This window comes from Pseudomonas kielensis, assembly GCF_030505375.1.
GTDB lineage: Bacteria > Pseudomonadota > Gammaproteobacteria > Pseudomonadales > Pseudomonadaceae > Aquipseudomonas > Aquipseudomonas kielensis.
The window spans coordinates 1537389-1563884 of record NZ_CP130043.1 but is presented as its reverse complement, the minus strand read 5'-3'; the positions used below and the strand labels follow the sequence as shown (position 1 = coordinate 1563884).

At 60.7% G+C, this 26496-nt stretch carries 20 protein-coding genes; 9 read left to right on the top strand and 11 right to left on the bottom strand.

Features of this window, described 5'->3' with window-relative positions; all coding sequences use genetic code 11:
* Window positions 1–24: 24 nt before the first annotated feature.
* The 7 genes from Q1W70_RS07460 to Q1W70_RS07430 form a co-directional block, all read right to left on the bottom strand.
* Window positions 25–1158 carry an AGE family epimerase/isomerase gene (locus tag Q1W70_RS07460; protein WP_182343278.1) on the bottom strand — a complete coding sequence of 378 codons (1134 nt, stop codon included), beginning with the start codon at window positions 1156–1158 and terminating at the stop codon, window positions 25–27.
* 135 nt (window positions 1159–1293) lie between these two features.
* Window positions 1294–1866: a HupE/UreJ family protein gene (locus Q1W70_RS07455; RefSeq protein ID WP_166589861.1), complete on the bottom strand. Its 573-nt coding sequence runs from the start codon at window positions 1864–1866 to the stop codon at window positions 1294–1296.
* Window positions 1867–1903: 37 nt separating this feature from the next.
* Window positions 1904–2518 carry an urease accessory protein UreG gene (ureG, locus tag Q1W70_RS07450; RefSeq protein ID WP_166589862.1) on the bottom strand — a complete coding sequence of 205 codons (615 nt, stop codon included), beginning with the start codon at window positions 2516–2518 and terminating at the stop codon, window positions 1904–1906.
* Between the two features lie 23 nt (window positions 2519–2541).
* Window positions 2542–3216 carry an urease accessory protein UreF gene (locus tag Q1W70_RS07445; RefSeq protein WP_302098724.1) on the bottom strand — a complete coding sequence of 225 codons (675 nt, stop codon included), beginning with the start codon at window positions 3214–3216 and terminating at the stop codon, window positions 2542–2544.
* Window positions 3213–3713, bottom strand: a complete 501-nt coding sequence (ureE, locus tag Q1W70_RS07440; protein ID WP_182343282.1) for an urease accessory protein UreE — start codon at window positions 3711–3713, stop codon at window positions 3213–3215. The genes Q1W70_RS07445 and ureE overlap by 4 nt, the downstream gene beginning before the upstream one ends.
* Before the next feature lie 198 nt (window positions 3714–3911).
* A complete protein-coding gene (locus Q1W70_RS07435) occupies window positions 3912–4544 on the bottom strand; it encodes a TetR family transcriptional regulator (protein ID WP_166589865.1) in 633 nt (210 codons plus the stop codon).
* Window positions 4545–4713: 169 nt separating this feature from the next.
* The gene (locus Q1W70_RS07430; RefSeq protein WP_166589866.1) at window positions 4714–5055 is read right to left on the bottom strand and encodes a hypothetical protein; all 342 of its coding nucleotides are present in this window, start codon (window positions 5053–5055) and stop codon (window positions 4714–4716) included.
* 389 nt (window positions 5056–5444) lie between these two features.
* On the opposite strand from Q1W70_RS07430, the gene Q1W70_RS07425 reads away from it, so the two are divergent.
* A complete protein-coding gene (locus tag Q1W70_RS07425) occupies window positions 5445–7514 on the top strand; it encodes an AsmA family protein (RefSeq protein WP_166589867.1) in 2070 nt (689 codons plus the stop codon).
* A 65-nt stretch (window positions 7515–7579) separates the two neighbouring features.
* Here Q1W70_RS07425 and Q1W70_RS07420 read toward each other — a convergent pair whose 3' ends face one another.
* Window positions 7580–8110 (bottom strand): ferritin-like domain-containing protein, encoded by a 531-nt coding sequence (locus Q1W70_RS07420; RefSeq protein WP_166589868.1) that lies wholly within the window; start codon window positions 8108–8110, stop codon window positions 7580–7582.
* A 238-nt stretch (window positions 8111–8348) separates the two neighbouring features.
* On the opposite strand from Q1W70_RS07420, the gene Q1W70_RS07415 reads away from it, so the two are divergent.
* The gene (locus Q1W70_RS07415) at window positions 8349–9239 is read left to right on the top strand and encodes an esterase/lipase family protein (RefSeq protein ID WP_265537119.1); all 891 of its coding nucleotides are present in this window, start codon (window positions 8349–8351) and stop codon (window positions 9237–9239) included.
* 10 nt (window positions 9240–9249) lie between these two features.
* On the opposite strand, the gene Q1W70_RS07410 is transcribed toward Q1W70_RS07415, so the two are convergent.
* Complete coding sequence (locus Q1W70_RS07410; RefSeq protein ID WP_166589870.1) at window positions 9250–10125, bottom strand: DMT family transporter; 876 nt, start codon at window positions 10123–10125, stop codon at window positions 9250–9252.
* A gap of 96 nt (window positions 10126–10221) precedes the next feature.
* Between Q1W70_RS07410 and Q1W70_RS07405 the strand changes: the two genes are divergently transcribed.
* The 4 genes from Q1W70_RS07405 (at window position 10222) to Q1W70_RS07390 (ending at window position 17149) form a co-directional block, all read left to right on the top strand.
* On the top strand, window positions 10222–11004 hold the full coding sequence (locus Q1W70_RS07405) for an AraC family transcriptional regulator (RefSeq protein ID WP_166589871.1): 783 nt from the start codon (window positions 10222–10224) through the stop codon (window positions 11002–11004).
* A gap of 245 nt (window positions 11005–11249) precedes the next feature.
* A complete protein-coding gene (locus tag Q1W70_RS07400) occupies window positions 11250–15578 on the top strand; it encodes a dermonecrotic toxin domain-containing protein (RefSeq protein WP_302098723.1) in 4329 nt (1442 codons plus the stop codon).
* 133 nt (window positions 15579–15711) lie between these two features.
* Window positions 15712–16017, top strand: coding sequence for a PsiF family protein (locus Q1W70_RS07395; RefSeq protein ID WP_166589872.1), 306 nt, complete (start codon window positions 15712–15714; stop codon window positions 16015–16017).
* Between the two features lie 118 nt (window positions 16018–16135).
* Complete coding sequence (locus Q1W70_RS07390; RefSeq protein ID WP_095169528.1) at window positions 16136–17149, top strand: AI-2E family transporter; 1014 nt, start codon at window positions 16136–16138, stop codon at window positions 17147–17149.
* 38 nt (window positions 17150–17187) lie between these two features.
* On the opposite strand, the gene Q1W70_RS07385 is transcribed toward Q1W70_RS07390, so the two are convergent.
* Window positions 17188–18462, bottom strand: coding sequence for an Hsp70 family protein (locus Q1W70_RS07385; RefSeq protein WP_166589873.1), 1275 nt, complete (start codon window positions 18460–18462; stop codon window positions 17188–17190).
* Between the two features lie 292 nt (window positions 18463–18754).
* Between Q1W70_RS07385 and Q1W70_RS07380 the strand changes: the two genes are divergently transcribed.
* Window positions 18755–19696, top strand: a complete 942-nt coding sequence (locus Q1W70_RS07380) for a DnaJ C-terminal domain-containing protein (protein WP_166589874.1) — start codon at window positions 18755–18757, stop codon at window positions 19694–19696.
* Between the two features lie 39 nt (window positions 19697–19735).
* Window positions 19736–20041, top strand: coding sequence for a chaperone modulator CbpM (locus tag Q1W70_RS07375; RefSeq protein WP_166589875.1), 306 nt, complete (start codon window positions 19736–19738; stop codon window positions 20039–20041).
* A gap of 5 nt (window positions 20042–20046) precedes the next feature.
* On the opposite strand, the gene Q1W70_RS07370 is transcribed toward Q1W70_RS07375, so the two are convergent.
* A complete protein-coding gene (locus tag Q1W70_RS07370; protein ID WP_166589876.1) occupies window positions 20047–20970 on the bottom strand; it encodes an RHS repeat-associated core domain-containing protein in 924 nt (307 codons plus the stop codon).
* 392 nt (window positions 20971–21362) lie between these two features.
* Here Q1W70_RS07370 and Q1W70_RS07365 point away from each other — a divergent pair, with 392 nt between their 5' ends.
* Window positions 21363–26447, top strand: coding sequence for an NEL-type E3 ubiquitin ligase domain-containing protein (locus Q1W70_RS07365; protein WP_166589877.1), 5085 nt, complete (start codon window positions 21363–21365; stop codon window positions 26445–26447).
* The last annotated feature ends 49 nt before the right edge of the window (window positions 26448–26496 follow it).

Sequence of the window (26496 nt, the reverse complement as noted above, 5' to 3'; positions counted from 1 at the left end):
TTGCTCGCGACAGCGATCGTCACCTCAGCCCAGGTATTCAGCCAACCCGCGATAACAGGTCGCCAGGTGATAGGGCGTGGTCGACGGCATATCCTGGCGGCTGACCGTGCCGCTGGCGTCCAGGCATTCGTGCCAGCCGCCGGCATGCAGGAAGCGTTGCTGCAAGGCGTGCAACTGGCGCAACAGCACCGCCTGGCTGGCGGGGCGCAAGGTCAGGGCCCGCAGGTATTCGGCCTGGGCCCAGATGCGCTGGGTGGCGTCGCGCGGCTGTTCGCCCTCCGCCAGTTCGAGCATGGCGGCGACGGCCCCGGTCTGCGGCTCCACCCCCCGTTGTTCGGTGAAGGCGAAGGCGCGGTCCAGCGAGGCATGCAGCGCCGAGCCGCGCAGGGTCGGCGAGGCGTCCAGCAGGAAAAACCATTCGAACTGATGCCCCGGTTCAAACCAGTTATCCACAGCCCCCAGCGGTTTCTCCATCATCACCCCGTGCTGCGGGTCGATGAAGTGCTGCTGCATGGCGGCGCACAACGCCTTGAGTGCCGCCTCGACGGCCAGGTCCTCGCGCACCGCCAGGATGGCCAGGAAGGCTTCGGCCAGGTGCATCAGCGGGTTTTGCAGGGGGCCTGTGCCGAGTGACGACCAGTCGCGGTCCAGGCTCGCTTCGTACAGGCCGTTGCCACTGGCAAAGTGCTGGGCAAGCACTTGCAGGGCGGCATTGAGCACCGACTCCACCAGCGGCTCACGCACCTTGGCCCAGTAATGGGCGCAGGCGAAGAGGATGAAGGCGTGGGTGTAGAGGTCCTTGCGCTGATCCAGCGGCGCGCCCGAAGGGTCGATGCTGTAGAACCAGCCGCCATGCTCGCCATCATGAAAGTGCTGTTGCAACGAACGGAACAGCGCCGCTGCCCGCTCCTCGGCTGCCGGCACTTCACCGATCAGGCTGGCGAACAGGTACAGCTGGCGCGCGCAGGCCATCGCCCGATAGCGCTGGGGCGGCAATGGCTGGTGCTGGGCATCCAGGGCTTCGTAGGGCAATGCCATTTGCGCATTCCAGCCCGGACCCTGCCAGAGAGGCACGATCACGCCGCGAAAATGCTGCTGCACGGTGGCAAACAGAGCGGTCAGTTCAGGCTGGGAGGCAGAGCGGGGAGCATGGGGCATTGGCTGGCGTCGTCACGGCAGGGGTGTTTGCGCGACATGGTAGCAGGCCTGAGGGAGGCAAGCTTCAAGCTGCTCGCTTCAAGCTGCAAGTCAGAGCCGATCTGCTTGCAGCTTGTTGCCGGCAACGGCACCTCATCAGCCAGCCAGCAGCCAGACCCCGGTCGCCGCCGATGCTGCACCGGCCAGGCGTACCAACGGCGCGGCGGCTTGCGGTAACACGCGCACCAGGGCGTACCCGGCAGCATGCAGGGCCGCGGTGGCAACGACGAAGCCGCCGGCGTAGGTCCAGGGGCTGGACATCTCGGGTAGCTCCAGGCCGTGGGCCACGCCGTGGAACAGGGCAAACAGGGCGGTGGCGCCGACGGCCAGGCTCAGGGCTGGGCGCACTGCCAGCGCCACCGCCAGGCCCAGGGCCAGCACCGAGGCCGCAATCCCGCTCTCCAGGGCCGGCAGGCTCAAGCCCTCGAACCCGAGCACCCCGCCCAGCAGCATGGTGCCGACGAACGTGCAGGGCAGTGCCCAGCGTGCGGCACCTTGCTGTTGCGCAGCCCACAAACCGACGGCGAGCATCGCCAGCAGGTGATCAAGGCCGCCGATGGGGTGGCTGATGCCGGCCAGCAAACCATTGTCACCGTGGCCCGGGTGAGCGAAGGCCAGGGCCGGGGTGAGCAGCAGGGCCGCGGCGGCGAATAGGCGTTTGAGTGTCATGGATAGGCTTCCTTTGCGAGTGTCGTGTGGATAACTGTCAGGCCGCGGTCAGCAGGCCCTGGCGTTCAATGAAGGCGATGATCTGTTCAAGGCCCTGGCCGGTCTTCTGGTTGCTGAAGACAAAGGGTTTGCCGTTGCGCATGCGCTGGGTATCGCTGTCCATCAGGGTCAGAGAGGCGCCCACCAGCGGGGCCAGGTCGATCTTGTTGATCACCAGCAGGTCGGACTTGCAGATCCCTGGCCCGCCTTTGCGCGGCAGCTTGTCGCCCGCCGAGACATCGATCACGTAGATGGTCAGGTCGGACAGCTCGGGGCTGAAGGTCGCCGACAGGTTGTCGCCGCCGGACTCCACCAGGATCAGGTCCAGCCCTGGAAAACGCCGGTTCAGTTGATCAACCGCCTCCAGGTTGATCGAGGCGTCTTCGCGAATCGCCGTGTGCGGGCAGCCACCGGTCTCCACGCCAATGATCCGCTCCGGTGCCAGCGCTTGGTTGCGCACCAGGAAATCGGCGTCTTCGCGGGTATAGATGTCGTTGGTCACCACCGCCAGGTTGTAGCGCTCACGCAGCGCCAGGCACAGGGCCAGGGTCAGGGCGGTTTTGCCGGAACCGACCGGACCGCCGATACCGACACGCAAAGGTTGTGTGTTCATGTGATTCTCCAAAATGACCGGCCCTAGGAACGGAACAGGCGGCTGTACTGGCGCTCATGGGCCATGCACGCCAGGGATAGACCGAACGCGGCGCTGCCGAGGTGTTCGGGGTTGATTCGGTTGGCGTTCTGCTGCGCCTGTTGCAGCAGCGGCAGCAATTCACTGGTCAGGCGCTGCGCCGCTTGCTGGCCCAGCGGCAGGGTTTTCATCAGTACCGCCAGCTGGTTTTCCAGCCAACTCCACAGCCAGGCGGCCAGGGCGTCCTGAGCACTGATGTGCCAGGCCCGGGCGGCCAGCGCCCAGCCCAGGGCCAGATGGGGTTCGTGGCAGCGCTGCAGAAACTCCCGGGCAGGCGGGTCCAGCTCCGGCAAACCGCTGAGCAGCTGTTGCAGGGAGTAGCCCATCTGCCGGCTTTCCTGATGCAGCTCGCGGGTTTCCCGGCTGGCGCGGTGCTGTTCACAGAGGCGCCACAACTGCGGCCAGTCTTCGCTGGCGGCAGCACTGCAGTGGGCGAGCAGCAAGGGCGCTTCAAAGCGTGCGAGGTTGAGCAGCAACTGGTCGCTGATCCAGCGCCTGGCCGTCGAAGGGTCGCTGACGCGGCCGTTGTCCACCGCCATTTCCAGGCCCTGGGAATAGCTGTAGCCGCCAATCGGCAGTTGTGGACTGGCCAGGCGTAGCAGCGCCCAGGCGGGATTCACAGGCGTACGCCGAACTGATGCAGTTTGGGCGCGTAGTTGAAGTCTTCGTCGCCGTGACGCGAGTGGTGATGGCCGCCGCCGTAGGCACCGTGTTCCGGCTGGAACGGCGCCTCGATACTGACGGCCCTGGCACCCAGCTGTTCGAGCATGGCCTTGAGCACGTAGTCGTCGAGCAGGCGCAACCAGCCATCTCCCACTTGCAGGGCCACGTGGCGATTGCCCAGGTGATAGGCCGCGCGAGTCAATTCGAAGGCGTTGGCGCAGGTGACGTGCAGCAGTTGTTCAGGGCGGGCGCAGACCCGCACGATGCGGCCGTCCTCGGCCTCCAGGCATTCGCCGTCGGACAGCGGTGGCTGGCCGCGCTCCAGAAACAGGCCGACGTCTTCCCCCGTGGCACTGAAACAGCGCAGGCGGCTTTTGCTGCGGGCCTCGAAGTTCAGGTGCAACTCGGCGGCCCAGAGGGGTTGAGGGTCGATTCTGCGATGAATCACCAGCATGGCAAGCTTCCGGCAAAGGACGATGCAGGGGCTAGAGCAAGGGGCTTGCCAACAGGAAAGGTTGTAGGAAATTTCCCCGGTTAGCCCGCGAATGCTAGAAAGTGGTGCGGGACAAGGGGCGATGCAGTGGTGTGGTTTGGTGCGAAGAGGCGGGCGGGCGCACCTTTTTGTTGCGCGCCCCGGCGACGGTCCAAGGGCTTACTCGGTACTGCCCAGCCCCTGCCAATGCTTGAGGCCAATAAAGATGAAGCGCAATTGCTGAGTGATCTTCGCTTGCGGGGTCAGATGCTCGGGCAGCGCTTCAGCGGGCGGATCGATAATGTCGGGCAGGGTGGCGAACACGCTCTTGACGATCAGGTCCGCCATCACCGACAGGCCCGCCAGGTCCAGGTGTTGCAGCTTGGGCATCAATGCCAGGTCTGCCGCAAGGTCGGCGCTGATGTTCTCGCGCAACTGGCCAATGGCCTGGCGCACCGGCAGTGATCCGCCGTATTGCTCACGGGCGAGGAACAGGAACTGCGAACGGTTGGCCGCGACCACGTCGAGGAAAATGCGCACCGAGGCATCGATGATCCCGCCCATGACGAACTCGTTGTGGCGCACCAGGCGAATGGTCTCGCGGAAGGTCTGGCCGACTTCGCTGACCAGCACCAGGCCCAGTTGGTCCATATCGGCAAAATGCCGATAGAAGCCTGTGGGGACGATGCCGGCGGTTTTCGCCACTTCGCGCAGGCTCAGGCTGCCGAATCCGCGGCCGCACTCCATCAGGTGGCGAGCTGCGTCCATCAGGGCGTTGCGGGTCTGTTGTTTCTGTTCGGCGCGGGGCAGCATCAGGCGGCTGACTTCTAATCAGGGACAGCGGCGCACTCTAGCAAATCGGCTTTGCTGGCGTCGAACTTCAGTGGGTCGGTGACAGCGAGGGTGTGGCGGGGCGTTGCGGTTGACGCAAAGTCAAAGCCCGACTCCAGGGAATCGGGCTTTTTTCCGGGCCACCATGGGCTCAGCTCACTGCGCTGTTGCGTTCGATGACACGGTCACCGCCACCTTCGGCAACGACCTGGCCTTGTGGGGTACGGTCGTAGCCATCTTCAACCAGGCCTTTTTCTTCCAGGCGATCACGGCCGCCTTCGGCAACGGTCTGGCCTTGTGGAGTGCGGTCGTAGCCATCGGCGGCGACTTTGTTGCGTTCCAGCAGGCGGTCGGAACCCCCTTCGGCAACGGTCTGGCTGAACACCGAATGTTCGGCTTTGGATTGTGGCGTGGCTTGCTCGGCCGCTGGCAAGGCAAAAGCGTTAGCGGCGAGGAGGGAAAGGGTCAGGCTCAGCAGTAATTGGCGTTTCATGATCGGTTGCTCCGTGTGGGGGCGATAAAGTGGGTACGGAGCCAATGCTACTCTCGATAAGTTGATATAAAAGTTCATAAAGACAATGGTAATAATCAACAGAATTGATTGTTCTGCCGGGCGCCTCTAGAGCGGGGGTTTGCGGGGAGCGTTTCGGCACCGGATTGGGTATTTTCGACCCGCTTGTGCGCCCTCGAAGTGCCGCCCAGGTAACAGAATTCTGTCGACTGGGTCAGGAAAAAAGCCGCTATTTACCGCTGAATCGCGTTTTTGGTTAAACCTGCGGGCCATTTGCCAGTCGTAGTTTTCATAGTCGGTCGATTTCTGGCCTAGGATTTTTATCGAGCGTCGCGGTCCGGGCGCCGAGCAGTCATCAGGAGCTTTGTGCAATGACGCGCACCCGTAAAATTCTCGCCTGGGTCTTTGCCAGCCTGGTGCTGTTGATCGCCGTGTTGGTGCTGGTCATCGCGTTCTTCGATTGGAACCGGATCAAGCCAACGCTCAATGCCAAGGTCTCGCAGGAGTTGCATCGGCCCTTTGCCATCAATGGCAACCTGGCGGTGGTGTGGCAGCGCGAACTCGACGAGGGTGGCTGGCGTGCCTGGGTGCCGTGGCCGCATGTGGTGGCCGAGGACCTGAGCCTGGGCAACCCCGACTGGTCCAAACAACCACAGATGGTCAGCCTGAAACGGGTCGAGCTGCGGATCTCGCCGCTGGCCCTGCTGGCGCAGCGCGTGGTGATTCCGCGCATCGACCTGACCGAGCCCAATGCCCAGCTGCAGCGCCTGGCGGACGGACGCGCCAATTGGACCTTCACCTTCGACCCCAAGGACCCGAATGCCGAACCGTCCAGTTGGGCGGTGGATATCGGCGCGATTGGCTTCGACAAAGGCCACGTGACCCTCGACGACCAGAGCCTGAAAACCCGCCTCGACCTGCTGATCGACCCATTGGGCAAGCCGATTCCGTTCAGCGATATCGTCGGTGACGAGACCGCGAAAAAAGCCCAGGACAAGGGCGCGGCGCCTCAGGATTATGCGTTTGCCCTGCAGGTCAAAGGCCAGTACCACGGCCAGGCGCTTACCGGCCAGGGCAAGATCGGCGGCCTGCTGGCCTTGCAGGATGCCGCCAAGCCCTTTGCGCTGCAGGCCCAGGTGCGGATTGCCGACACTCGGGTCGAGCTGGCCGGCACCCTGACCGATCCGCTGAACCTCGGCGCCCTGGACCTGCGCCTGAAACTGGCGGGCAGCAGCCTGGGCAATCTCTACCCATTGACCGGCATCACCCTGCCGGACTCCTCCCCGTACGCCACCGACGGTCATCTGATCGCCAACCTGCGGGCGCAGGAGGGGGCGACGTTCCGCTATGAAGATTTCAACGGCACCATCGGCGGCAGCGACATCCATGGCAACCTGGCCTATGTGGCCAGCAAGCCACGGCCCAAGCTCAGTGGCGCGCTGGTCTCCAATCAGCTGCTGTTCGTCGACCTCGCGCCCTTGATCGGCGCCGACTCCAACGCCAAGCAAAAGGCCCGTGGCGGCGACAGCAAACAGCCGGCCGACAAGGTGCTGCCGGTGGAGGAGTTCCGCACGGAGCGCTGGCGCGATATGGACGCGGATGTCGAATTCACCGGCAAGCGCATCGTCCACAGCGAGAAACTGCCGTTCAATGACCTGTATGCCCACGTGATCCTCAATGACGGCCAGCTCAACCTGCAGCCACTGCGCTTTGGCGTGGCGGGCGGCAAGCTGGACGCGCAGATCCGCCTCAACGGCCAGACCACGCCGCTGGAAGGCCGGGCCAAACTGAGCGCGCGGGGCTTCAAGCTCAAGCAGCTGTTCCCGACCTTTGAGCCGATGAAAACCAGCTTCGGCGAACTCAATGGCGATGCCGACATTGCCGGGCGGGGCAACTCGGTGGCGGCGTTGCTGGGCAGTGCCAATGGCGATTTGAAGATGCTGATCAACGACGGCGCGATCAGCCGGGAACTGATGGAGCTGGCCGGGTTGAACGTGGGCAACTACCTGGTCGGCAAGATCTTTGGCGACAAGGAAGTGAAGATCAATTGCGCGGCGGCCGACTTCGGCATCAAGAGCGGCCTGGCAACCACGCGCCTGTTTGTGTTCGACACCGAGAACGCGATCATCTACATCGACGGCACAGCGAACATGGCCAGCGAACAACTGGACCTGACCATTACCCCAGAGTCCAAGGGCTGGCGGTTGATCTCCTTGCGTTCACCGCTGTACGTGCGCGGCAAGTTCATCAAGCCGGATGCCGGGGTCAAGGGCGTGCCGTTGATGCTGCGCGGCGCGGGGATGGTGGCGTTGGGAGTCATAGCCGGCCCGGCGGCCGGGTTGCTGGCGCTGGTCGCACCCAGTGGTGGCGAACCGAATCAATGTGCACCGTTGCTGGAGCAGATGAAGTCAGGCAAGGCGCCGAAGACCGTGAAGGGCTGATCTGCGGGTTTGACGAGTGAGGGAGCCTTGTTGTGGATCGCCACAACAAGGCTGAACAGGCGAGCCTACAAGTCCTTCAGCAAGTCCGCCATGTCGTCGGCATGCTCTTCTTCCTGGGCCAGGATATCTTCGAACAACCGGCGGGTAGTCGGGTCCTTGTCACCGATGTACTGAATGATCTCGCGATAACTGTCGATTGCGATACGTTCGGCCACCAGGTCCTCGTAGACCATTTCCTTGAGGGTATTACCGGCGACGTATTGCGCATGGGCGTTCTTCGACAGCAAGTCCGGATTGAATTCCGGTTCACCCCCCAGTTGCACGATGCGCTCGGCAAGTTTGTCGGCGTGCTCGGCTTCCTGGGTGGCGTGTTCGAGGAATTCCTGGGCGGCCACCGCGGCCTTCAGGCCATCGGCCATGAAGTAATGGCGTTTGTAGCGCAGCACACACACCAACTCGGTGGCCAGGGATTCATTGAGTAGACGCAGCACCTCCTCGCGGTTGGCGCTGTAGCCTTCGGTCACGGCGCCGTTCTCGACGTGGGTGCGCGCCCGCTGGCGCAGGGTGTTGATATCAGACAACTGTTGCTCGCTCATCTCGATCTCCTCGGGCTGATCACTGGGCATCACACTCTGTTGGCGTGCTCCCTAGGTGTGAGTGATGAGCCGGGAGAAAAGTTTTATCGGATATTGCGAGCCTCGATGACGAGGTTGAAGCGGTCGCGGGGGAATGTCATAGAGTGGTCGTGCAGGCGTCATCCTGGCTGGCGATACTGATGGCTGGCGTCTTGCACCCCCTCCCGGGCCTTCCCATTGATCACAAGGATGTTTTCACATGTCGCAAGACACCGCCCCTCGCTACCCCATGGTGCTGGTCCCGGGCATGCTCGGGTTTGTTCGCCTGGTGCTGTACCCGTACTGGTACGGGATCATCCCGGCGCTGCGTCGGGGCGGGGCCACGGTGATTGCGGTGCAGGTGTCGCCGGTCAACTCCAACGAGGTGCGCGGCGAAGAGCTGCTGCTGCAGATCGAGGCGATCCTGCAGGAAACCGGTGCCAGCAAGGTCAACCTGATCGGCCATAGCCAAGGCTCGTTGACCGCGCGCTACGCCGCCGCCAAACGCCCCGACCTAGTGGCGTCGGTGACCTCGGTGGCCGGCCCCAACCACGGCTCGGAGCTGGCGGACTACCTGCACCAACACTACCCGCCCGAGAGCGCCAAAGGCCGGCTGCTAAGTGCCTTTTTACAAGGCGTCGCCTGGCTGATGGGGCTGCTGGAAACCGGCCACCACGTGCGCCGATGGCCGGTGGACGTGCACGCCTCCCACAACTCGCTGACCAGCGCAGGGGTGGCACGGTTCAACCAATGTTATCCACAGGGCTTGCCCGCGCATTGGGGCGGGCACGGGCCGGAGGAGGTCAATGGTGTGCGTTACTACTCCTGGTCCGGCACCCTGCAGCCGGGCATCACGGATCGTGGCGGCAATCTGATCGACGGCACTAACCGTAGCTGCCGTCTGTTTGCCCGCACCTTCGTCCGCGAGTCCGGGCACTGCGACGGCATGGTCGGGCGCTACAGCTCCCACCTGGGCAAGGTCATCGGTGATGATTTTCCGCTGGATCACTTCGACATCGTCAACCAGTCGCTCGGGCTGGTGGGCAAGGGCGCGGACCCGGTGCGCCTGTTTGTCGAACATGCCCGACGGTTGAAGGCGGCGGGCGTCTAGCGACAGCCGATCATCTGCGACCCAGCACCCGGGTCCAGCGTTCGCACACAATCACTCCGCCCAGGGTCAGCGCCCCGCCGACCAGGTGGTACAGCGCCAGTTCTTCATGCAGCACCACGGCGGCAATCAGCGCGGTAATCAACGGCAGCAAGTTGAAAAACTGCGTGGTCCGGCTTGGGCCCAGGCGCAACACGGCCTGCATCCAGGCCAGTGGTGCAACCATCGAGGCCAGCAGGCAGGCGTACAGCACCAGCGGCACATTGTGGAGGGTCAGGCCGGTTTTCGGCGAAGCGACGAACAGCGGAAACAGCACCACCACCGCCACCAGTATTTGCAGGTAGAGCAGCACCAGGGGCGGCAGGCGCAGTTGCCACTTTTTCAACAGGGTGCTGTAGACCGCATAGGCGAGGGTGGCGATCAGCATCATGGCGTCACCCAGGTTGACCCCATGCTCCAGCAGTGTCGCCAGGCTGCCGGACGACACCACCACCAGCACCCCGGCGAATGACAGCAGTGCCCCGGCCAGCGCCCCGGCGGTCAGGCGCTGACCGAGGCTGATGATTGCCATGGCCAGTGACATCAACGGCATCAGCGACAGGATGATGCCCATGTTGGTGGCCGAGGTCAGGCTCGCGGCGAAGTACGCCAGGCTTTGATACACCGCCATGCCGAGCACGCCGAGGACAAAGATCTTGCCCAGGTTCGGGCGGATGAGCGGCCAATGCTGCACCACTTGCTTGAGCATGAATGGGGTGAACAGCAGGCCGGCGAGCAGCCAGCGATAAAAGCCGATCTCGGCGGGGAAGATCGCCCCGGCCGACATTTTGGTGATTACGGTGTTGCCGGCCCAGATGAAAATGGCCAGCAGGGGATAAGCGAATTGCATGAGGACAACCAGAACGTTAATGAGGGGTGATTATCCGCCTGTCCGGATCAAGGCCTATACTTGAATCCAGACAACCTGCCCTTGAATCCGGACAGCATGAGCCGTAAACACATTGATCTGCTGGATTTCAGCGAACTGCCGGCCCCGGTGTACTTCCGTTATGCCGACTTCGACGCGCACCGGTATGCCGCCGCTCACCGCCACCCATGGGGCACGCTGGAGTATTCGGCCCATGGCGTACTGCATATGGAGGTGGGTGGGAGCCGCTTCATGTCACCGCCGCACTATGCGATCTGGGTACCGCCGCAGACCGAGCATAGTTTCTACAGCCATCAGCCGATCAACTATCGCGCCGTGTGCCTGGCGCCACAGGTGTGTCGCGATCTGCCAGCGCAGGCCTGCACGCTGGCGATCAGTGACATTCTCAAGGCGATCCTCAAGGACTTCGCCACCCGCGATGTGAAAATCCCCACCCTGGCTGCCGACAAGCGCCTGGCCCAGGTGCTGATTGACCAATTGCAGCAGGCACCGGTTCACAGCGGCTATCTGCCCTACGCCAGCAGCGCGGCATTGTCGGGAGTGCTTGAAGCGTTGCAGGCGGCCCCGGGTGACAACCGCACGCAGACGCAATGGGCCGCGCACATGCACATCAGCGAGCGGACGCTGGCGCGCCAATGCCTGCGGGAACTGGGCATGAGTTTCGGCGAGTGGCGCCAGCGCCTGCGCTTCCTGGCCTCGATCGAGGCGTTGGACAGTCCACGCAGCATTCAGGAAGTCGCCTTCGACATGGGCTACAGCACGGCGTCAGCCTTTACCGCGATGTTTCAGCGTCAGGCCGGTTGTACGCCGGAACACTATCGTCGAAACAAAGGGTTTTGAACCGTGGGGGGATCATGTCGACAAGATCCCGTCTTTACGCCTTGGCCAGACGTTTCATACGCATAAGCAAGATCGGTACTTCATCTATCCGGCGACACGAGTTGTACGCTGCGCTGAGTAGTCTCTGAACGAACAAAATCCTGCGTGGTTCTCTGGTGAATCGGGTGCTATCCGGTTGGCCGGCCACGCCTGTTGTTTTGTTCAGCGCAGACTTTCAATCACGCCAAGAACTCAGGTAATGCCAGATGGAACTGACATCACACACCACGACTTCACCCGGGCCCGAGGCTCCGGCCAGCGTGCACCGCGCGTTCATCAAAGAGGCCATCCCTGGCTGGCTGGCGAAAGCCAGGCCGCAGCGACTGGAAGAATTGAGCGCCGCACGCGCCCCTCTCCCGCAGTGGACAAAGGATGTTTCGGCGGCCGACCACCTGGTCCTCAAGCGCATGATGGCCGCGAACTGGTCGGCGCAGAACGCGGTCGACAAGATGTTCGCAGACTTGAAAGACCCCTACGCATTTGCAGAGCCCCTGCTGATGGAGGCATTAAGCACGCAATACGGCGTTCGAGAGAATGTCAGGGAAACTTTTCTGAAGCTGTATTCACCCGCGAGCCATTCGCCTTGGGCCTATGACTTCGGCAAAGGGGCTACCAGTCGTACGATTTCGTTGCTCGATGCGGCACTGCACAACTTCTCAAGTTCGCAAGAATATTTGTCCGGGTCCGACTTTATAACCCGGCCCGATAGCTGGGGGCGTTTCCACATCAAGGACACCCGCCAGAAGATAACGATTGCGCAATTCCAGGCGCTTTGTCGGGCGCTGGACCTGGGGGCCAAGTATGCGGCCTATCTCGATGATTACCTGAACCTCTCCGACGGTCTGGCCAAAGGCGTACTGGAGTACCGAGTCATCGCCAGCCAGAAGGCCGCCTTGTCTGTTGCTCTGGAGTTGGCACGGGTCAAGGGTGATGTGGGTGTTGAGGCCTATCGCTTGGTTCAGGGCCTGATCAACGACCAACCGCAGTCCGCGAATGCCGTCAATTATTACCACTTGAGCATGATGGACACGCGCTTGAGGGGCATCGTGCTGATTGTTCCTGCTCACTTCGACCAGCGGGTGATTGCCTATGTGCCCCATGACCCAGAGCACCCAGTCAAGGAGTATGCCTCCTCGCTGGAGCTGCTCAATGAATTGACGCGCCAGTTGCGAGACCGACGTTATCAGCAGTTTTTCAGTCGCTTCGTCGATCACCGGCAACGGGGGTATTTCTTTGCCGGTCTCAATCAACGCCTGACCCACGTCACCTGGCACCTCAAGGCGCCGGGTGAGGATCTGCCCAGTTGGCGAGAGACGCCGGTAGACCACCCGCGCCTGCATTATGGTGTCGTGTCGTTCAAGGACGACAACGAACATCGTTATGGCGGTAACGTCTGGCGGTACTTGTGCCAGCAGCAGGTGAACAAATTTTTCAACGATGCACGGGACGTGGTGGTTTCTACCGCCGAATCGGACCGCGCGGCGCGTTGGGCGTCGATCGACAACCTGGAAAGAATGCTCGGCGATATTTTCAATGTCGCGCTGATGGTTGTGGCGCCCTTCGTGCCGTTTTTCGGGGAACTGATGCTGGCGTACACCGCCTATCAATTGACCAGCGAAGTCGTCGAAGGGGTCGTGGATTTGAGCGAGGGGCAGTACCTGGAGGCCTCCGATCATCTGCTGGGGGTTGCCCAGAACCTGGCGCAATTGGCGGCCTTCGGGGCGGCTGGTGTCATCGGTGGACAATTTTATGCCAGGCTTTCGCCCATGATCGAAGGATCCCGGCAGGTGACCCTGGCTGATGGTCAGAAGCGCTTGTGGGGGCAGAACCTCGAACCCTACCAGCAACAGAACCTGATCCTGCCTCCAGACTCCAAACCCAATGAACTGTGGCTGCACCCGCATCAGGGCAAGTCGATCCTGCGCGTCGATTCGCGCCACTTCGAGTTGGTCAAGGATCCACAGACCGCTGGCCATCGGGTCGCGCACCCGGGCCGGGCGGATGCCTATCAGCCGACAGTGCAAAGCAATGGCGCCGGGGCGTTCGTGATCGAGGGCGAACGTCCGCAGGAATGGGATGAACACACCCTCATGGCCCGCCAGGGGCCCTTGGTCGAAGGCCTGGACGAGTCCTTTGACGACATGCGCGTGGTCAGTTGCTCACCCGTCGAAGCCTTGCGGCGCACCTATCGGAACAATGAGGCGCCACTGCCGCTGCTCAGCGATACGGCAACCCGGTTCCGGATTGATCAGCAGGTACAGACCTTCATTGAACAGATCGGCAGTGACCTGCCTGCGCACTACCTGCAAGCCGATCCCCTGACGCAACTGCAACTGCTGGACGGGCTGCTGACGGGCGAGCGGCGACTGCAGTTGATTGCCCGCGACGGCACCACAGTGCTCTGGGACAGCGGCTCGATTGCGGCTGCGCCTACGCGGATCTACGAGGACCGCTTGATCAACGGCGACCTGCTCCAGACCTTGTTGTCGCACCTGGATGAAGCCCAAACCCAGCACCTGATGGAGCAGGAACTCGGCGCTTCGGTGAGCACCTGGGAGGCTAATGCTCGCCTCCTCCGGGCAGAGCTCGCGCGCCGTGCAAGCGAGCAACGCATGGCGTTGTTCGAACGGCGCTACACCCTGAGCGAAGCGGGTTGGCCGGCGCAGGTGCAAAGCGTGCGCCGACAAGTGCCGGGGCTGCCGGGCAGTGTCGCTCAGGAGCTATTGAATGTTGCCAGCGCGCAGGAGTTGCAAGCGCTCAGTGAAGGACGGTTGCCAGCCCGACTCAAGGGGTTGGCTCAGGTGGCGCTGGACGAGGTCAGGGTCGCTCGCGCTTATGAAGGCATCTACCTGACCTCGGTCGAGGGTTTTGATACCGACAAGCTGGTCCTGCACTCCCTGGAGAACCTCCCGGGCTGGCCAGCGGATATCCAACTGCAGGTCCGCCGCTACGACGTGGAGGGCAGGATCATGGACAGCATCGGCAACCAGGATGCGAAGCTCAAGCGCACAATCGTGGCGTTGGCCGATGGGCGTTTTCAGGTCTGCGACGAGCAGGGTCAGGTCCTGCATGCGGGGACTGATTTTTATGCCTCGATTCTGCAGGCATTGCCCAATGATGAGCTCAAGGGCTTGAACATTGGCCGGGGCGAAACTGAGCAACTCAAACAAGCGGTGCGTCAGCACTTGCTGCAGCGTGAGCAACTGCCCGCCATCCTGGACGCTCATCCGGTCCCCGTACCACCGACCATTGACCCGCGCTTGCTGCGACTGCGCGGTGGTGCGGCGGGTGACATTCCTGTGGAGGACACGCCTGAGGCGGTGCTGCGGACTCAAGGGCGTCTAAGGGTGCGGGCGGGTATTGCCTATGACGAGGCCGGGCAAGTGAGTACAGACACCTTCGATCAAGGATTGAGGGTTATAGATGCACAGTACTCGTTGAGGGGGCTAGTGACGCTTGAGTGGGCATTCTTCCACGCGCGCGAAAGCCCCTTGGCCACAGCAAGACTCAGGCAAAGCGTCGAGTCTTTACCCGAGTTGAACAAGCTGTTGACGCCTGAACAGTTTTCCAGCCTGTTGGACAATGCGTTCAACGAGCAACAATGGGAACTGTCCGCTGCGCAGCGGGAACTGGCCATGACCGCGCGCTATCTGAATCAAACCGGGCGTGCAGCTGAGTACCATGCGCTGGCGCAGTTGGCGACGGCCGAGGGAGCATCGTTGGACACCGCCGCGGACTTGTTCAGCTACGCACCGGTGTTTGAATGGCCTGCTCAGCCAGGCAAGGTCATTGAAGTCAGCGCGCCAACCCTGGCCAATCTGCAGTTGGCACAACGAACCATCACTCGCAGCAAGGAGCTGCTGCCCCTTTCCGGCAATCAGCGGCCAAGCATCTGGGAAAAAGGTGGTTCGGCCATCGCGAAGCTGAAAAACCTCAGGAAGATCGACCTGGAGACCGGCCTGCCCACCGCCGATCTGACAATCGCCGAAGCCGCCCAGGCGGCCATCAAGATCATGGGCGGCAATTGTTCGGAAAACTCCAAGGTGACCTTTTCGATTCTGGCCAGCCAGCCCAGAACGGCTGCGGTGCATATCGTCAGGGCCAGCGACTTCGACCATCAATACGTGCTCATCGGTGACCTGAGCAAGCCCGCCGAGTTGGTGGTCGCTGACTCCTGGCCCGAACTTCCCGCGGCACACCTGGCCCAGGAAGGCTATTTCAACTTTGACCCCGATCCGGTGATCAGTCTGGAGCCCGGGCCGGCAGTGGCCGAGTACAGCTTTATCCATGACACGCCACCTGGTCCCCCGGCGATACCCGCGCGAGGCAGCGATGACTCGACCCTGCGTGCAATCAAGGTCGCGAAGTTGCATCAGAAAGGGTCTTACGCCCAATGGACCTCATTGAAGGCACTGGGTGCTACCTATCGGGAGCCTGGCGGGCGGCCGGTGTCTTTCGAGCGCTATGGCGCCGAGCTTATTGAGCGCCGAGTAAAGGCTCATGAGGAGTACGAACATGTGATTGGCCCTGTCTAACGAGCTACGAAGTCGGGGCAGGGCAGGTTAATCGCCCCCTGACACTTTCTTCTCCTGGATGAACCTGTAACAGCAGTTGTCTACACTGCCATTCAAGCTGCGCCTCCCGGCGCAGCAACCAGGAGAAGTCGCTATGAAGATGCTGCGTATCCCGTTGTTGATGGTCGGCCTGCTGCTCTGCTCCCAGGGGTTTGCCGCCACGGCGCAACAGGACAAAATGACCACCTGCAACGCTGACGCCACCGCCAAGGCCCTCAAGGGTGACGAGCGCAAAGCCTTCATGAGCAATTGCCTCAAGGCGCAGCCGGCAGCCAATGACGCCAAGGCCCTGACCCCACAGCAAGAGAAGATGAAAACCTGCAACGCCACCGCCGCCACCCAGGCCCTTACCGGCGAGGCGCGCAAGACGTTCATGAGCGATTGCCTGAAGAAAAAGTAACCCTCCAAGCCACCCGTACCGGAGCCAGCGGTACCGATCGATATCGGCCATCCGCTCGCTTCAAGGGCCGAACGCTGGCAGACTGCCAATCCTTTAACGCCGTTTGTTTTGAGGCTGTATGCCAACGTTTTCTCAGCGTCACGTGTTGCTGGTAGTCAGTTGGGTGATCATTTTTGGTGGCTTGCTGCTGGTCCTGCCCTTGCGGTTGTTGCCCAGTCTGCTGGCCGGGTTGCTGGTCTACGAACTGGTCAACATGCTCACCCCTCAACTGCAACGGCTGATCGAAGGACGGCGTGCGCGCTGGTTGGCGGTGGCCTTGCTGGGTACGCTGGTGGTCAGTGTGCTGGCGTTGATCTTTGCTGGCGCCTTCAGCTTTCTGCTGCATGAAGCGGAAAATCCCGGGGCGTCGCTGGATAAATTCATGGGCGTGGTCGATAAGGCGCGCGGCCAGTTACCGCCGTTCGTCGACGCCTATTTGCCGGCCAGTGCCGCCGAGTTCCGCGTGGCCATCGGTGAGTGGCTGAGCAAACATTTGAGCGACCTGCAACTGGTGGGCAAGGACGCGGCGCACATGTTCGTCACCTTGCTGATCGGCATGGTGCTGGGGGCAATCATTGCCCTGCAACGGGTGCCTGACCTGACCAAACGCAAACCCCTGGCCGCCGCGCTGTTCGACCGCCTGCACCTGCTGGTCCAGGCCTTTCGCAACATCGTTTTTGCACAGATCAAGATTTCCCTGCTCAACACGTTCTTCACCGGGATCTTCCTGGCGGTGATCCTGCCGATGTTCGGCATTCACCTGCCGCTGACCAAGACCCTGATCGTGCTGACCTTCCTGCTGGGCTTGCTGCCGGTGATTGGCAACCTGATGTCCAACACCCTGATCACCATCGTCGGCTTGTCACTGTCGATCTGGGTGGCGATGGCGGCGCTGGGCTACCTGATTTTCATCCACAAGCTGGAATACTTCCTCAACGCGCGGATCGTCGGCGGGCAGATCAGTGCCAAGTCGTGGGAGCTGCTCCTGGCGATGCTGGTGTTCGAAGCCGCGTTCGGCCTGCCGGGGGTGGTGGCAGGGCCGATTTACTACGCGTACCTCAAGAGCGAGTTGAAGCAGGCGGGGATGGTCTAGGGTGTGGATGCCTTCGCTGGCCAGCGAAGGCTGCCGCCTCAATCCATCGAACCGTAACGCTTGGCCGCTTCAATCGCCAGACCGCTGCCGATGCTGCCGAAGATGTTGCCTTCGACATGGCGGGCGTTCGGCAGCATGGCCGAGACGCTGTTGCGCAGGGCCGGAATCCCGCTCGAACCGCCGGTGAAGAACACCGTGTCCACCTGGTCGACGCCGACATTGGCGTCCAGCAACAGTTGGCTGACGCTGTTGCGCACGCGCTCCAGCAGGCCGTCGATGGCGGACTCGAACAGTGCCCGGCTCAGTTCCACGCTCAACCCCGGCTCGATGCGGTCCAGCGGCACGTGGCGGCTGTCGGCATGGGTCAGCTGGATCTTGGTTTCTTCCACTTCCATGGCCAGCCAGTGCCCGGCGCGTTGCTCGATCAGCTTGAACAGGCGGTCGATGCCACCGGTGTCCTCGATGTCGTAGCGCATGCTGCCCAAGGCCAGCTGGGATTTTTGCGAGTACACCGAGTTGATGGTGTGCCAGGTGGCCAGGTTCATGTGCTGGCTGGTGGGCATGTAGGCGCCGCTTTTCATCCGGCTGCCGTAGCCGAACAGCGGCATCACGCCTTGCAGGCTCAGTTGCTTGTCGAAATCGGTCCCGCCGACGTGCACGCCGCCCGTGGCGAGGATGTCGTCCTGGCGCTCGCTCAGGCCGCGACGCTCGGGTGACAGGCGCACCAGGGAGAAGTCGGAGGTACCGCCGCCGATGTCGACAATCAGCACCAGCTCTTCACGCTCGATGGTCGACTCGTAGTCGAAGGCGGCCGCGATCGGCTCGTACTGGAACGACACTTCCTTGAAGCCAATGGCGCGGGCCACATCCACCAGGGTGTCTTCGGCTTCCTTGTCGGCCATCGGGTCGTCATCGACGAAGAACACCGGCCGGCCCAGCACCACTTCTTCGAATTCCCGACCGGCGGCGGTCTCGGCGCGTTGCTTCAACTGGCCGATGAACAGGCCCAGCAGGTCCTTGAACGGCATCGCCGTGCCCAGGACACTGGTGTCGTGCTTGATCAGCTTGGAGCCCAGGAGGCTCTTGAGCGAACGCATCAGGCGCCCTTCGTAGCCTTCCAGGTACTCGTGCAGCGCCAGGCGACCGTACACCGGGCGGCGTTCCTCGATGTTGAAGAACACCACCGAAGGCAGGGTGATCTTGTCGTCCTCCAGCGCGATGAGCGTTTCCATGCCAGGGCGCAGCCAGCCGACAGTGGAGTTGGACGTGCCGAAGTCGATACCGCAGGCACGAGCTGGAGATGCGTTTTTCATGTCTTTCTGGTTCCGGTTAAAAAACGGCCGCGCAGTGTATGTCAGTGCGACGCAGAATCGAAGGCCGACTATCCGCTAAATCTCAGCTTTAAGCGCCTTGAAAGACTATCCTTGTTCCCCAAACTTACAGGCATGGCTTGGCAGCCACTGCGCGATCAACGGATCTGCCCGGCTGCCGATAAACTTCTGCTGCGCTGTCCGGTCACAACCTTGAGATCGGTCAAGCCCGCTGCGCCCTGATGGTGCATGCTGGCAGACGGCGCGATATCGATAACGGATGGTGATCCCCGCGATGGACTTCAAAGACTATTACAAGATTCTCGGTGTTGAACCGACCGCTGACGACAAGACGATCAAGGCCGCCTATCGCAAGCTGGCGCGTAAATATCACCCTGACGTCAGCAAGGAAAAGGACGCCGAAGCCAAATTCAAGGACGCCTCGGAAGCCTATGAAGCGCTGAAAAGTGCCGACAAGCGCGCCGAGTACGACGATCTGCGCCGCTATGGCCAGCATGGCCAGCCCTTCCAGGGACCTCCTGGCTGGCAGAGCCGTGGCGGTTTTGGCGGTGCCCAGGACAGCGGCGACTTCTCGGACTTCTTCAGTTCGATCTTCGGTAACCGTGGCCCAGGCTTCGGTGGTGCACAGTCTGGCCGCAGCGCCGGTCGGCGAGGGCAGGACGTGGAAATGGAACTGGCGGTCTTTCTCGAGGAGACCTTGTCGAACGAGTCGAAGAAGATCAGCTTCCAGGTGCCGCAGTACAACGCGGCAGGCCAGCACGTCAGCAACACGGCCAAGAGCCTCAACGTGAAGATCCCCGCCGGCGTGACCGACGGCGAGCGCATCCGCCTCAAAGGCCAGGGCGCGCCAGGGATCGGTGGCGGCGCCAATGGCGACCTGTACCTGACGATTCGTTTTGCGCCGCACCCAAAATTCGACGTCGAAGGCGAGAACCTGATCATCACCCTGCCGCTGGCACCGTGGGAACTGGCCTTGGGCGCCGAGGTGGCGGTGCCGACCCTGACCGGCAAGATCAACCTCAAGGTCCCGGCCGGCAGCCAGAACGGCCAGCGCATGCGCGCCAAGGGCCATGGCCTGCTGAACAAGGCCGGCGAGCGCGGGTACCTGTTCGTGCAGCTCAAGGCCGTGATGCCCAAGATCTGCGACGACGAGGTCAAGGCGCTGTGGCAGGAACTGGCGAAAAAAGCCGCGTTCAACCCACGTGAGCACTTCTGATCGAGAACATTTGAGTTCCAGAACCTGGAGTAACTGACAATGAGCAGTCCCCTGATCGTTCAACTGGACATGGCGCAATTCTGTGAGGCGACCGATCTATCGGACGTCTACGTGATCGAAATCGTCGAGCACGGCATCCTCGAACCTCAGGGCGCACAGCCCAAGGACTGGCGGTTCAACGACTATGAGCTGGCGGTCGCCAAGCGCGCCGCCAAGCTGCGCCACGACCTGGAACTGGAATGGGAGGGCGTTGCCCTGGCGCTCGACCTGCTCGAAGAAGTGCAGCAACTGCGCGCCGAGAACCAGATGCTCAAGCAGCGCCTGGCGCGGTTGGTGGTGGAGTAAGTGTTTTATTCCCCTCGCGCTCTGATTTTGCCTTGAATCGTCGACAAACTGGCTTTTTGCACACTGCGCTGTGTGGGGTTACCGCTGAGGTCGTAAGTTACGGAATATTCGCGGGTGGCGCCACTTGGTAGTGTTCTCGGCGGCGGAACGGGTGCGAGTGGAGGTTCATAGGGGGTGCTCTTCCAGATTTCACGGGAACTACTAGGTTCTCCTGGTTTTTGGTTGGGACTAAGAATGCCTACTTGCCCACCGGTATCATTAAAGCGGGGTAACTGTCTCTTTGGTGGAATCGGCGGAGGAGCTTCACTCCGAATTGCGTGATCACGAAAGCTGCGAGTGGTTTCACCCGAGTGCTTTCTAGCCAATAGCGGCATAGTTGGACGCGTCGCCCTGCCAGGGAAGTTTGGATTGCTAATGCCCATTTGCATTTGGTTGGCAGGTGAGGTGAGGGGAATAGCCGTAGAAGCCGGTTCAGGCGTACGGGGGACTAAAGGGGTTACGCTAGAGGTGCTGGAGGCCCTAGCCAGTGACGTACGGGGGCCGCGGAAAAGTCCCGGCAACTTAATATGCCCCGTCGGATCCGAAAAATTCACCGGGTCCCCCACGCAATACGTATACGCATTCAACCCGCCCCGTCCAAACGGGCTCCAACTGTCTGGACTATGAAAACGCATCAAAATCAGGTTGTAAGCGCGGTAGCCATTGCCCAGCAAATACCCGCGCAGTTGCGCTTCGCGCAGTTCGCCGTTAAAACCCAGCCCCGTCGTCACTGTCTGTTGTCCGGACTGCTGGCCGTAGGGGGAGTAAGCGATAGGGGTGGTCCGATCCCGCGTAATCTCAGCGATGATGGAGTGTTTGTTGTCGGCGGCCAGCAGCAGGGTTCGGGCCTGGCGCGAGCCGTCGTTCCTGGCAGATCGAGAGTGGGTCATGACCGGCCTTCCTTGTGAAGAGGTGCGACGCTAATCAACTTTACCTATAACGTATAACGCTGGTAACTAGCAGAACTGCTAGTAAGGCGTCCCCCTTGCCACTGAAATGCCCCCGTCCGATCAAAACGGACCGCTCGTCGATGGTGCTCGACCTGCCAATACAGCCAGGGCATCAGCTCAGAACAGGAAATATTATTGCGCCATTGATAATGGTATCTGCCGGCTCATTGCACGGCGCATCCGGGCGGGTGGTATATAAGTGTTTTTGGTATTCGGATAGTCGAAGATTAGTACTTTGTTTGGCGCGCTTATTTGCGGCTATTTGGTTTATTTATCTGCTCGTCTTTTTAGTAAGTTTGATGCTCTTGAAAGTAATTTGAGTGAATCAAACGATGGTTGAATTAAATAAGCAGTTAGCAAATGGTGGGGCAGTTGCGCTCGCTGAGGATAAAGGGCCTCACTATGATTTTGTAAAGAATAAACTGCCTGCTTGGCTGTTGGAGGCAACACCGCAAAGACGCAGGGAGCTGCTCGACGCCGGGCTGGCTCGGCCCCGTCGGCATGAAATTGCATCCCAGGATCACCAGGCTGCTTTTAAGCTTAGTAGTCGGCAGAGTTACGCTTCGCAAAATGCGCTCGATCAGATGCTGGTTGACCTCAAGGACATCAAGGCCTTTTCCCGGCCATTGCTGACGGCTGCAATTGCTAAAAAGTTCAACGTCTCGGTGGATGTTGATTACACGCTGTTATCGTATGCGGTCTCGAATCCCGAGCCCTTTGCCAACGATATTCGATTAACCAGCAGTCTGCTGGATGCTGCTTTGCATAACTTTACCGAGGCTGACGAAACTGACACGTATGGAACAACGCGCAGTAGCAACAGTGTGTTGCTTGTTTCACCGCAAGGAAAGTTGCCTTTTACCGTTGAACAATTTGCCGCGTTGTGTCGAGAGTTGGACCTGGGCGCCAAGTATCAGGCGCATATCAACAGCGCACTGGGTGTCGCCGAGGCCGAGTCTGAAAGTGCCCTGAAGGCCAGGGTCATGCTTAGTCAGCAGCATGCGTTCAGTGCAGCCATCGACCTTGCGCGAATGCAGGGTGATATCGACAGGGTCACTCCCGATTCAAGTATTTATCGTCTGCTTATCCGGGTCCGGGACCACTCGGATGACCTGAGTCTGGATGGCAAGCCTGTGCAATTCAACGGGTTGAAACTGCTCGGGGATACCGAGTTGATCGGCGTCGTACTCATTGGGCCGGACCGCATCAGCAGTGAGACGGTGCAGCGCCTGGTTGTCTACATTCCTCATGACCCGTTCAGCCCAATCAAGGAATACCCTTCGGCACAGCATTTCTATAATGAATTGCGTGAGCGATTGCGTGACCCTGCCTATCAGGCGTTTTTCAGTCGGTTTGTCAGGCAGGAAGACAAGGCGCGTTTTTTCAGACGGTTGAATGATCGGCTGTCGCCACTTGAACAGCAGCCCAACAGCCACATTTATGTAAGAACGCCTGACCCTGACGCCAGGATCCATATGGAGGAAACGCCGGTTCGATGGGCGCTGTGGGTTTTTCTGTTCGATCAGCAACTGAACAAACTCCTCAACGATATAGCGTTTGTCGCAGTGTCCACGGCAGATGCCGATGCGCAGGCGCGTAATGACAAACTGCTGGGCTATCTGGGTACGGCGCTGGCGGTCCTCAATGTCGTTGCGTTGTTTGTCCCGCCCCTGGGTGTGGCGATGATGGCGGTAATGGCGACGCAACTGACCGATGAGTTGGTAGAAGGCGTCGAGGCATTGGCGCAGGGCGACAGGAATGAGGGTTTTGTCTATCTGATGGATGTTGCACAAAACATCGCTCAGCTAGCGTCGCTTGCAGCCGTTGGTCCTGAGGGGGCCGAGCCGATTGCCCCCCTCAAGCGTTCGCCGATTATCGATAGTATGAAACAGGTCACCTTGGCGAATGGAGAGACTCGGTTGTGGAAACCCGATCTAAAACCCTACGAGCACCCAGAAGCATTGCCGGCCGCTCTGAAGCCCAATGAACTGGGTTTGCTGCATCACGATGGCCAGGCGTTCCTGGTCCTGGGCGACAAGCACTACCGGGTGAAAATAGACCCTGTCAGCGGCCAGTACCGGATCGTGCATCCTGCCAGGGCAAATGCCTATGCGCCCGAACTCAACCACAACGGCTTCGGCGCCTGGCGCCATGAAGTGGAGCAACCTCGGACCTGGGAGGTCCGTGAATTGATGCGACGAATAGGGCACGGTGTCCGTGAGTTCAGCGACGCCGAGCTTGAACAGATTCGCCATGTCAGCGGCACCGATGAGGGGGTCTTGCGTCGAATGCACGTCGAGAGCGAGCCACCGGCACCGATGTTGGCCGATACGATGACTCGATTTGCCGCGTACAGGCAGGTCGAGGCATTTATCACCGACATGCAGAACGCCTCATCCAGCACTTCTGCAACCGATCACTCGATCAATCAGCTGCATGTCATGACGCGGTACGGCGCGTGGCCGGAGACGGTATCGATACGGATTATTGATGGGCAGGCGAAGACCCTCTGGGAGTACGTCAATCCGCAGGGCGTACAGGGCAAGGTGCGGATCGTGCAGGTCCATGATGCGCAGGTTCGAGGGGGGCGACTGCTGAAAACCATCCTGGAAAGTCTCACTGAAAGTGAAACCGATGTTGTGCTTGGCCAAAAGCCTGGAGCCCCTCGGGATGTTCTGGAGAAGCGTGTCGAGATCCTGCGCGGACGCATCGCTCGGCTGGCCGAAAGCCATAAGGTTGAGTTCTTCAATGATATCTACAACGCCAGGCCCCCCAGCCGCGATCCACGGCTCAGTCTGATCAAGTCGCGCTTTTCCAGCGTACCCGCGAGGGTGATTGAACAGTTGTTGGCCGACGCCCGCCCGGGTGAGCTTCAGCAAATGGCCAAATGGGACTTTGCCGACAAGCTGCAAACCAAGCCCATCCCCCTGCGCCTGGCGGAAGAGCTGCGCTGGATCCAGCGCGAGGTGCGCCTGTCACGAGCCTACGAGGGGCTTTACCTGGGCGATTTGGTGGGGCCGGACGCAGAGGCGCTGGTACTCAACTCACTGAAAAAACTGCCGGGCTGGTCGGATGATGTGCGAATTGAGGTTCGAGACGGCTCGTTCAGCGGAACGCTGCGGGCCAGTGTCGGTCCCGAGCATGCCGATAGCCGAAAGGTGCTGGTGCGCAATGACCTGGGGCGGTACGAGGCTCGTGACCAGGATGATGGGCATTTGCACGGAGCCGATGATCTTTATGCTGCGCTTCAGCATGCCTTGCCGGATATCCAGCGCGAAGCGATAGGCTTGCCTCATGTGGGGCAAGGACCCGCGTTGAAAGCGTTGATCAGGCAGCACCTGCTCACTCGCGGTGAGTTGCGGTCGTTACTGGGGATGCAACCGATCAATCCCGGATTCAGGGCGCCCCAGCGCTGGATCGATAGTCGCCTGGGTTATCCGCTGTCCGGGCGCGGGGCGGGTTTGAATCCCGCGCCGGTATCGGACGAGGCAAGAGTGCTCAAGCTGTTTCCCAACTTCACGGATGGTCAGGTTGACGGTTTTCTGGAGTTGTTGGGCGCTGAGCGAGAGTTGTACCTGGTCAATTTCGAGGCGGAGTATCAACGTTTGCAGAGTTGGTCGCAGCAATGGCTGTCGACCCCGTCCACGCGTGTTTTGCCAAATGGCAGTGTTGTAGCTGTCGAGCAGCATGAAAAACAAGTGGTCGCAGAATTGCTCAAGCGTTGCTGGCAAAGACAGTCACTCAAATACTCGCGCTATGGTGTCCGTCGGGGGTATGAACTGACGCTGCGAGGTCGAGCCATTGGGGCGCTGCCTGCTCTGGAGGTGGACTTTGGTCATGTGAATTTTCTGGACCTCAGTGACATGGGCCTCATGGCGGCGCCCAATGAGTTTCTTGAATCGTTTCCCTTTGTTCAACGCTTGGAACTGCAGGCCAACCGTCTTGTAGACATACCCGCGCAACTGGATGAAATGCCCAGCCTTGTGTATTTGGACCTGTCCAATAATGACCTCAGGTTAACCACCGATGAAGCGCTGTCACTGGCTCGGATGAAGGGGCTCAGAGAGTTGAATCTAAACCACAACCCGTTGGCGCGAGTGCCTGATCTAAGCCAGATGACGGAACTGGGCGTGGTTCGATTGCAGGGCACCGGGATCAGTCAATGGCCAGTAGGGCTGGCCGATCAACCCCGTCTGACCATGGTCGATTTGCGTGATAATCAGCTCACCTCGTTTCCCGAATGGGCGGTGAATCCACCTGCGCAACAGTCGGCGGCCATCAATCGGGTATTGAGGGTCACTGAACTGAACGGAAATCCTCTTTCCGATCAAGGCATCGCGCAATATGGGGAGATTCTGGCGCGTATCTACCTGGACAACGATGAGGCCGGATTGGCGCCGGTTCCCCCTGATGCCCCGGATGATCGTGGTGCTGCCGGTGGCACTCTGGCGCCATCGACACAGCGTGTAGAGCGTTGGTTGCGTGATACGCCGGCGCAGGAGCGCAATACCAGAAGGACGCAATGGGCACTCCTCGACAGCGAAGCCCTCGCCAGAGAAGCCGCCGCAGGGGACGCGGGCAGGGCGGTCAGTGAAAGCGAGGAGTTTTTCCGGTTACTGGAAAAATTGCATGCGACGGCCGAGTACAAAAAAGCCTATCCAGATCTCAAGGCTCGGGTTTGGGCGGTGCTGGATGCGGCCGAAGAAAACGCAGTGCTGCGTCGTGAACTGTTCCAGTTGGCGGGGGAGCCGGAAACCTGCAGTGATCGTGCTGCGCTGATGTTCAGCCAATTGGAAATCAAGGTCCTGACTCATAAGGCCCTGGCGCGCGTAGGCGATAGCGGCGCAGGTCTTCAATTGCTCAAACTGGCCAAAGGCCTGTTTCGTCTGGATGAGGTGGAAGCGTTTGCGCTCAAGGACATTAACGAGCGCATCAAAACGATAGTCCGTTCCGATACAACGACGCACGAAAAGGGTCGCCAGCTGTTGTTGATGGATCAAATCGAAGTGCGGCTTTCTTATCGGGTCAACCTCAGGGACCGGCTTGACCTACCAGGCCAGCCTACGAAGGCTGAATACGCGGGTTTGCAATACGTGCCTCGCGCCAAGCTGCAGGCAGCAGAGCAGTATGTGAACAGCCTGAAGGACTCGAAGGCCGAGATTGAATCGATCGCGCGCCGTGATTTCTGGGCACAGTATCTGAAAGAAAAATACCGTTCCCGGTTCGATCTGGCCTATGAATCAATCCTTGAACGCCTGGAGCAACTGGACATCGCCCGGACCACGATGACCAGTGATGCCTACAACACTCAGTCCAAGGCCCTGGCCGCTGAGGCCAGGGTTGTCGAACAAAGGCTTATCGACCTGCTGACGCCAGAGGAAATACTCAGCCTGGAAGAGGGCGGTAATGGTGCATAACGGATAGATCGAACCCCGAATGTTGCCTGAGGCAGTCTTCGGGGTTTGT

Coding starts and splice junctions, on each gene's coding strand:
- ureE (WP_182343282.1), bottom strand. CDS start 3,713: ATGCTGGTGATTCATCGCAGAATCGACCCTCAACCCCTCTGGGCCGCC.
- Q1W70_RS07365 (WP_166589877.1), top strand. CDS start 21,363: ATGGTTGAATTAAATAAGCAGTTAGCAAATGGTGGGGCAGTTGCGCTC.
- Q1W70_RS07385 (WP_166589873.1), bottom strand. CDS start 18,462: ATGAAAAACGCATCTCCAGCTCGTGCCTGCGGTATCGACTTCGGCACG.
- Q1W70_RS07405 (WP_166589871.1), top strand. CDS start 10,222: ATGAGCCGTAAACACATTGATCTGCTGGATTTCAGCGAACTGCCGGCC.
- Q1W70_RS07380 (WP_166589874.1), top strand. CDS start 18,755: ATGGACTTCAAAGACTATTACAAGATTCTCGGTGTTGAACCGACCGCT.
- Q1W70_RS07415 (WP_265537119.1), top strand. CDS start 8,349: ATGTCGCAAGACACCGCCCCTCGCTACCCCATGGTGCTGGTCCCGGGC.
- Q1W70_RS07410 (WP_166589870.1), bottom strand. CDS start 10,125: ATGCAATTCGCTTATCCCCTGCTGGCCATTTTCATCTGGGCCGGCAAC.
- Q1W70_RS07420 (WP_166589868.1), bottom strand. CDS start 8,110: ATGAGCGAGCAACAGTTGTCTGATATCAACACCCTGCGCCAGCGGGCG.
- ureG (WP_166589862.1), bottom strand. CDS start 2,518: ATGAACACACAACCTTTGCGTGTCGGTATCGGCGGTCCGGTCGGTTCC.
- Q1W70_RS07460 (WP_182343278.1), bottom strand. CDS start 1,158: ATGCCCCATGCTCCCCGCTCTGCCTCCCAGCCTGAACTGACCGCTCTG.
- Q1W70_RS07430 (WP_166589866.1), bottom strand. CDS start 5,055: ATGAAACGCCAATTACTGCTGAGCCTGACCCTTTCCCTCCTCGCCGCT.
- Q1W70_RS07455 (WP_166589861.1), bottom strand. CDS start 1,866: ATGACACTCAAACGCCTATTCGCCGCCGCGGCCCTGCTGCTCACCCCG.
- Q1W70_RS07395 (WP_166589872.1), top strand. CDS start 15,712: ATGAAGATGCTGCGTATCCCGTTGTTGATGGTCGGCCTGCTGCTCTGC.
- Q1W70_RS07390 (WP_095169528.1), top strand. CDS start 16,136: ATGCCAACGTTTTCTCAGCGTCACGTGTTGCTGGTAGTCAGTTGGGTG.
- Q1W70_RS07425 (WP_166589867.1), top strand. CDS start 5,445: ATGACGCGCACCCGTAAAATTCTCGCCTGGGTCTTTGCCAGCCTGGTG.
- Q1W70_RS07375 (WP_166589875.1), top strand. CDS start 19,736: ATGAGCAGTCCCCTGATCGTTCAACTGGACATGGCGCAATTCTGTGAG.
- Q1W70_RS07435 (WP_166589865.1), bottom strand. CDS start 4,544: ATGCTGCCCCGCGCCGAACAGAAACAACAGACCCGCAACGCCCTGATG.
- Q1W70_RS07400 (WP_302098723.1), top strand. CDS start 11,250: ATGGAACTGACATCACACACCACGACTTCACCCGGGCCCGAGGCTCCG.
- Q1W70_RS07370 (WP_166589876.1), bottom strand. CDS start 20,970: ATGACCCACTCTCGATCTGCCAGGAACGACGGCTCGCGCCAGGCCCGA.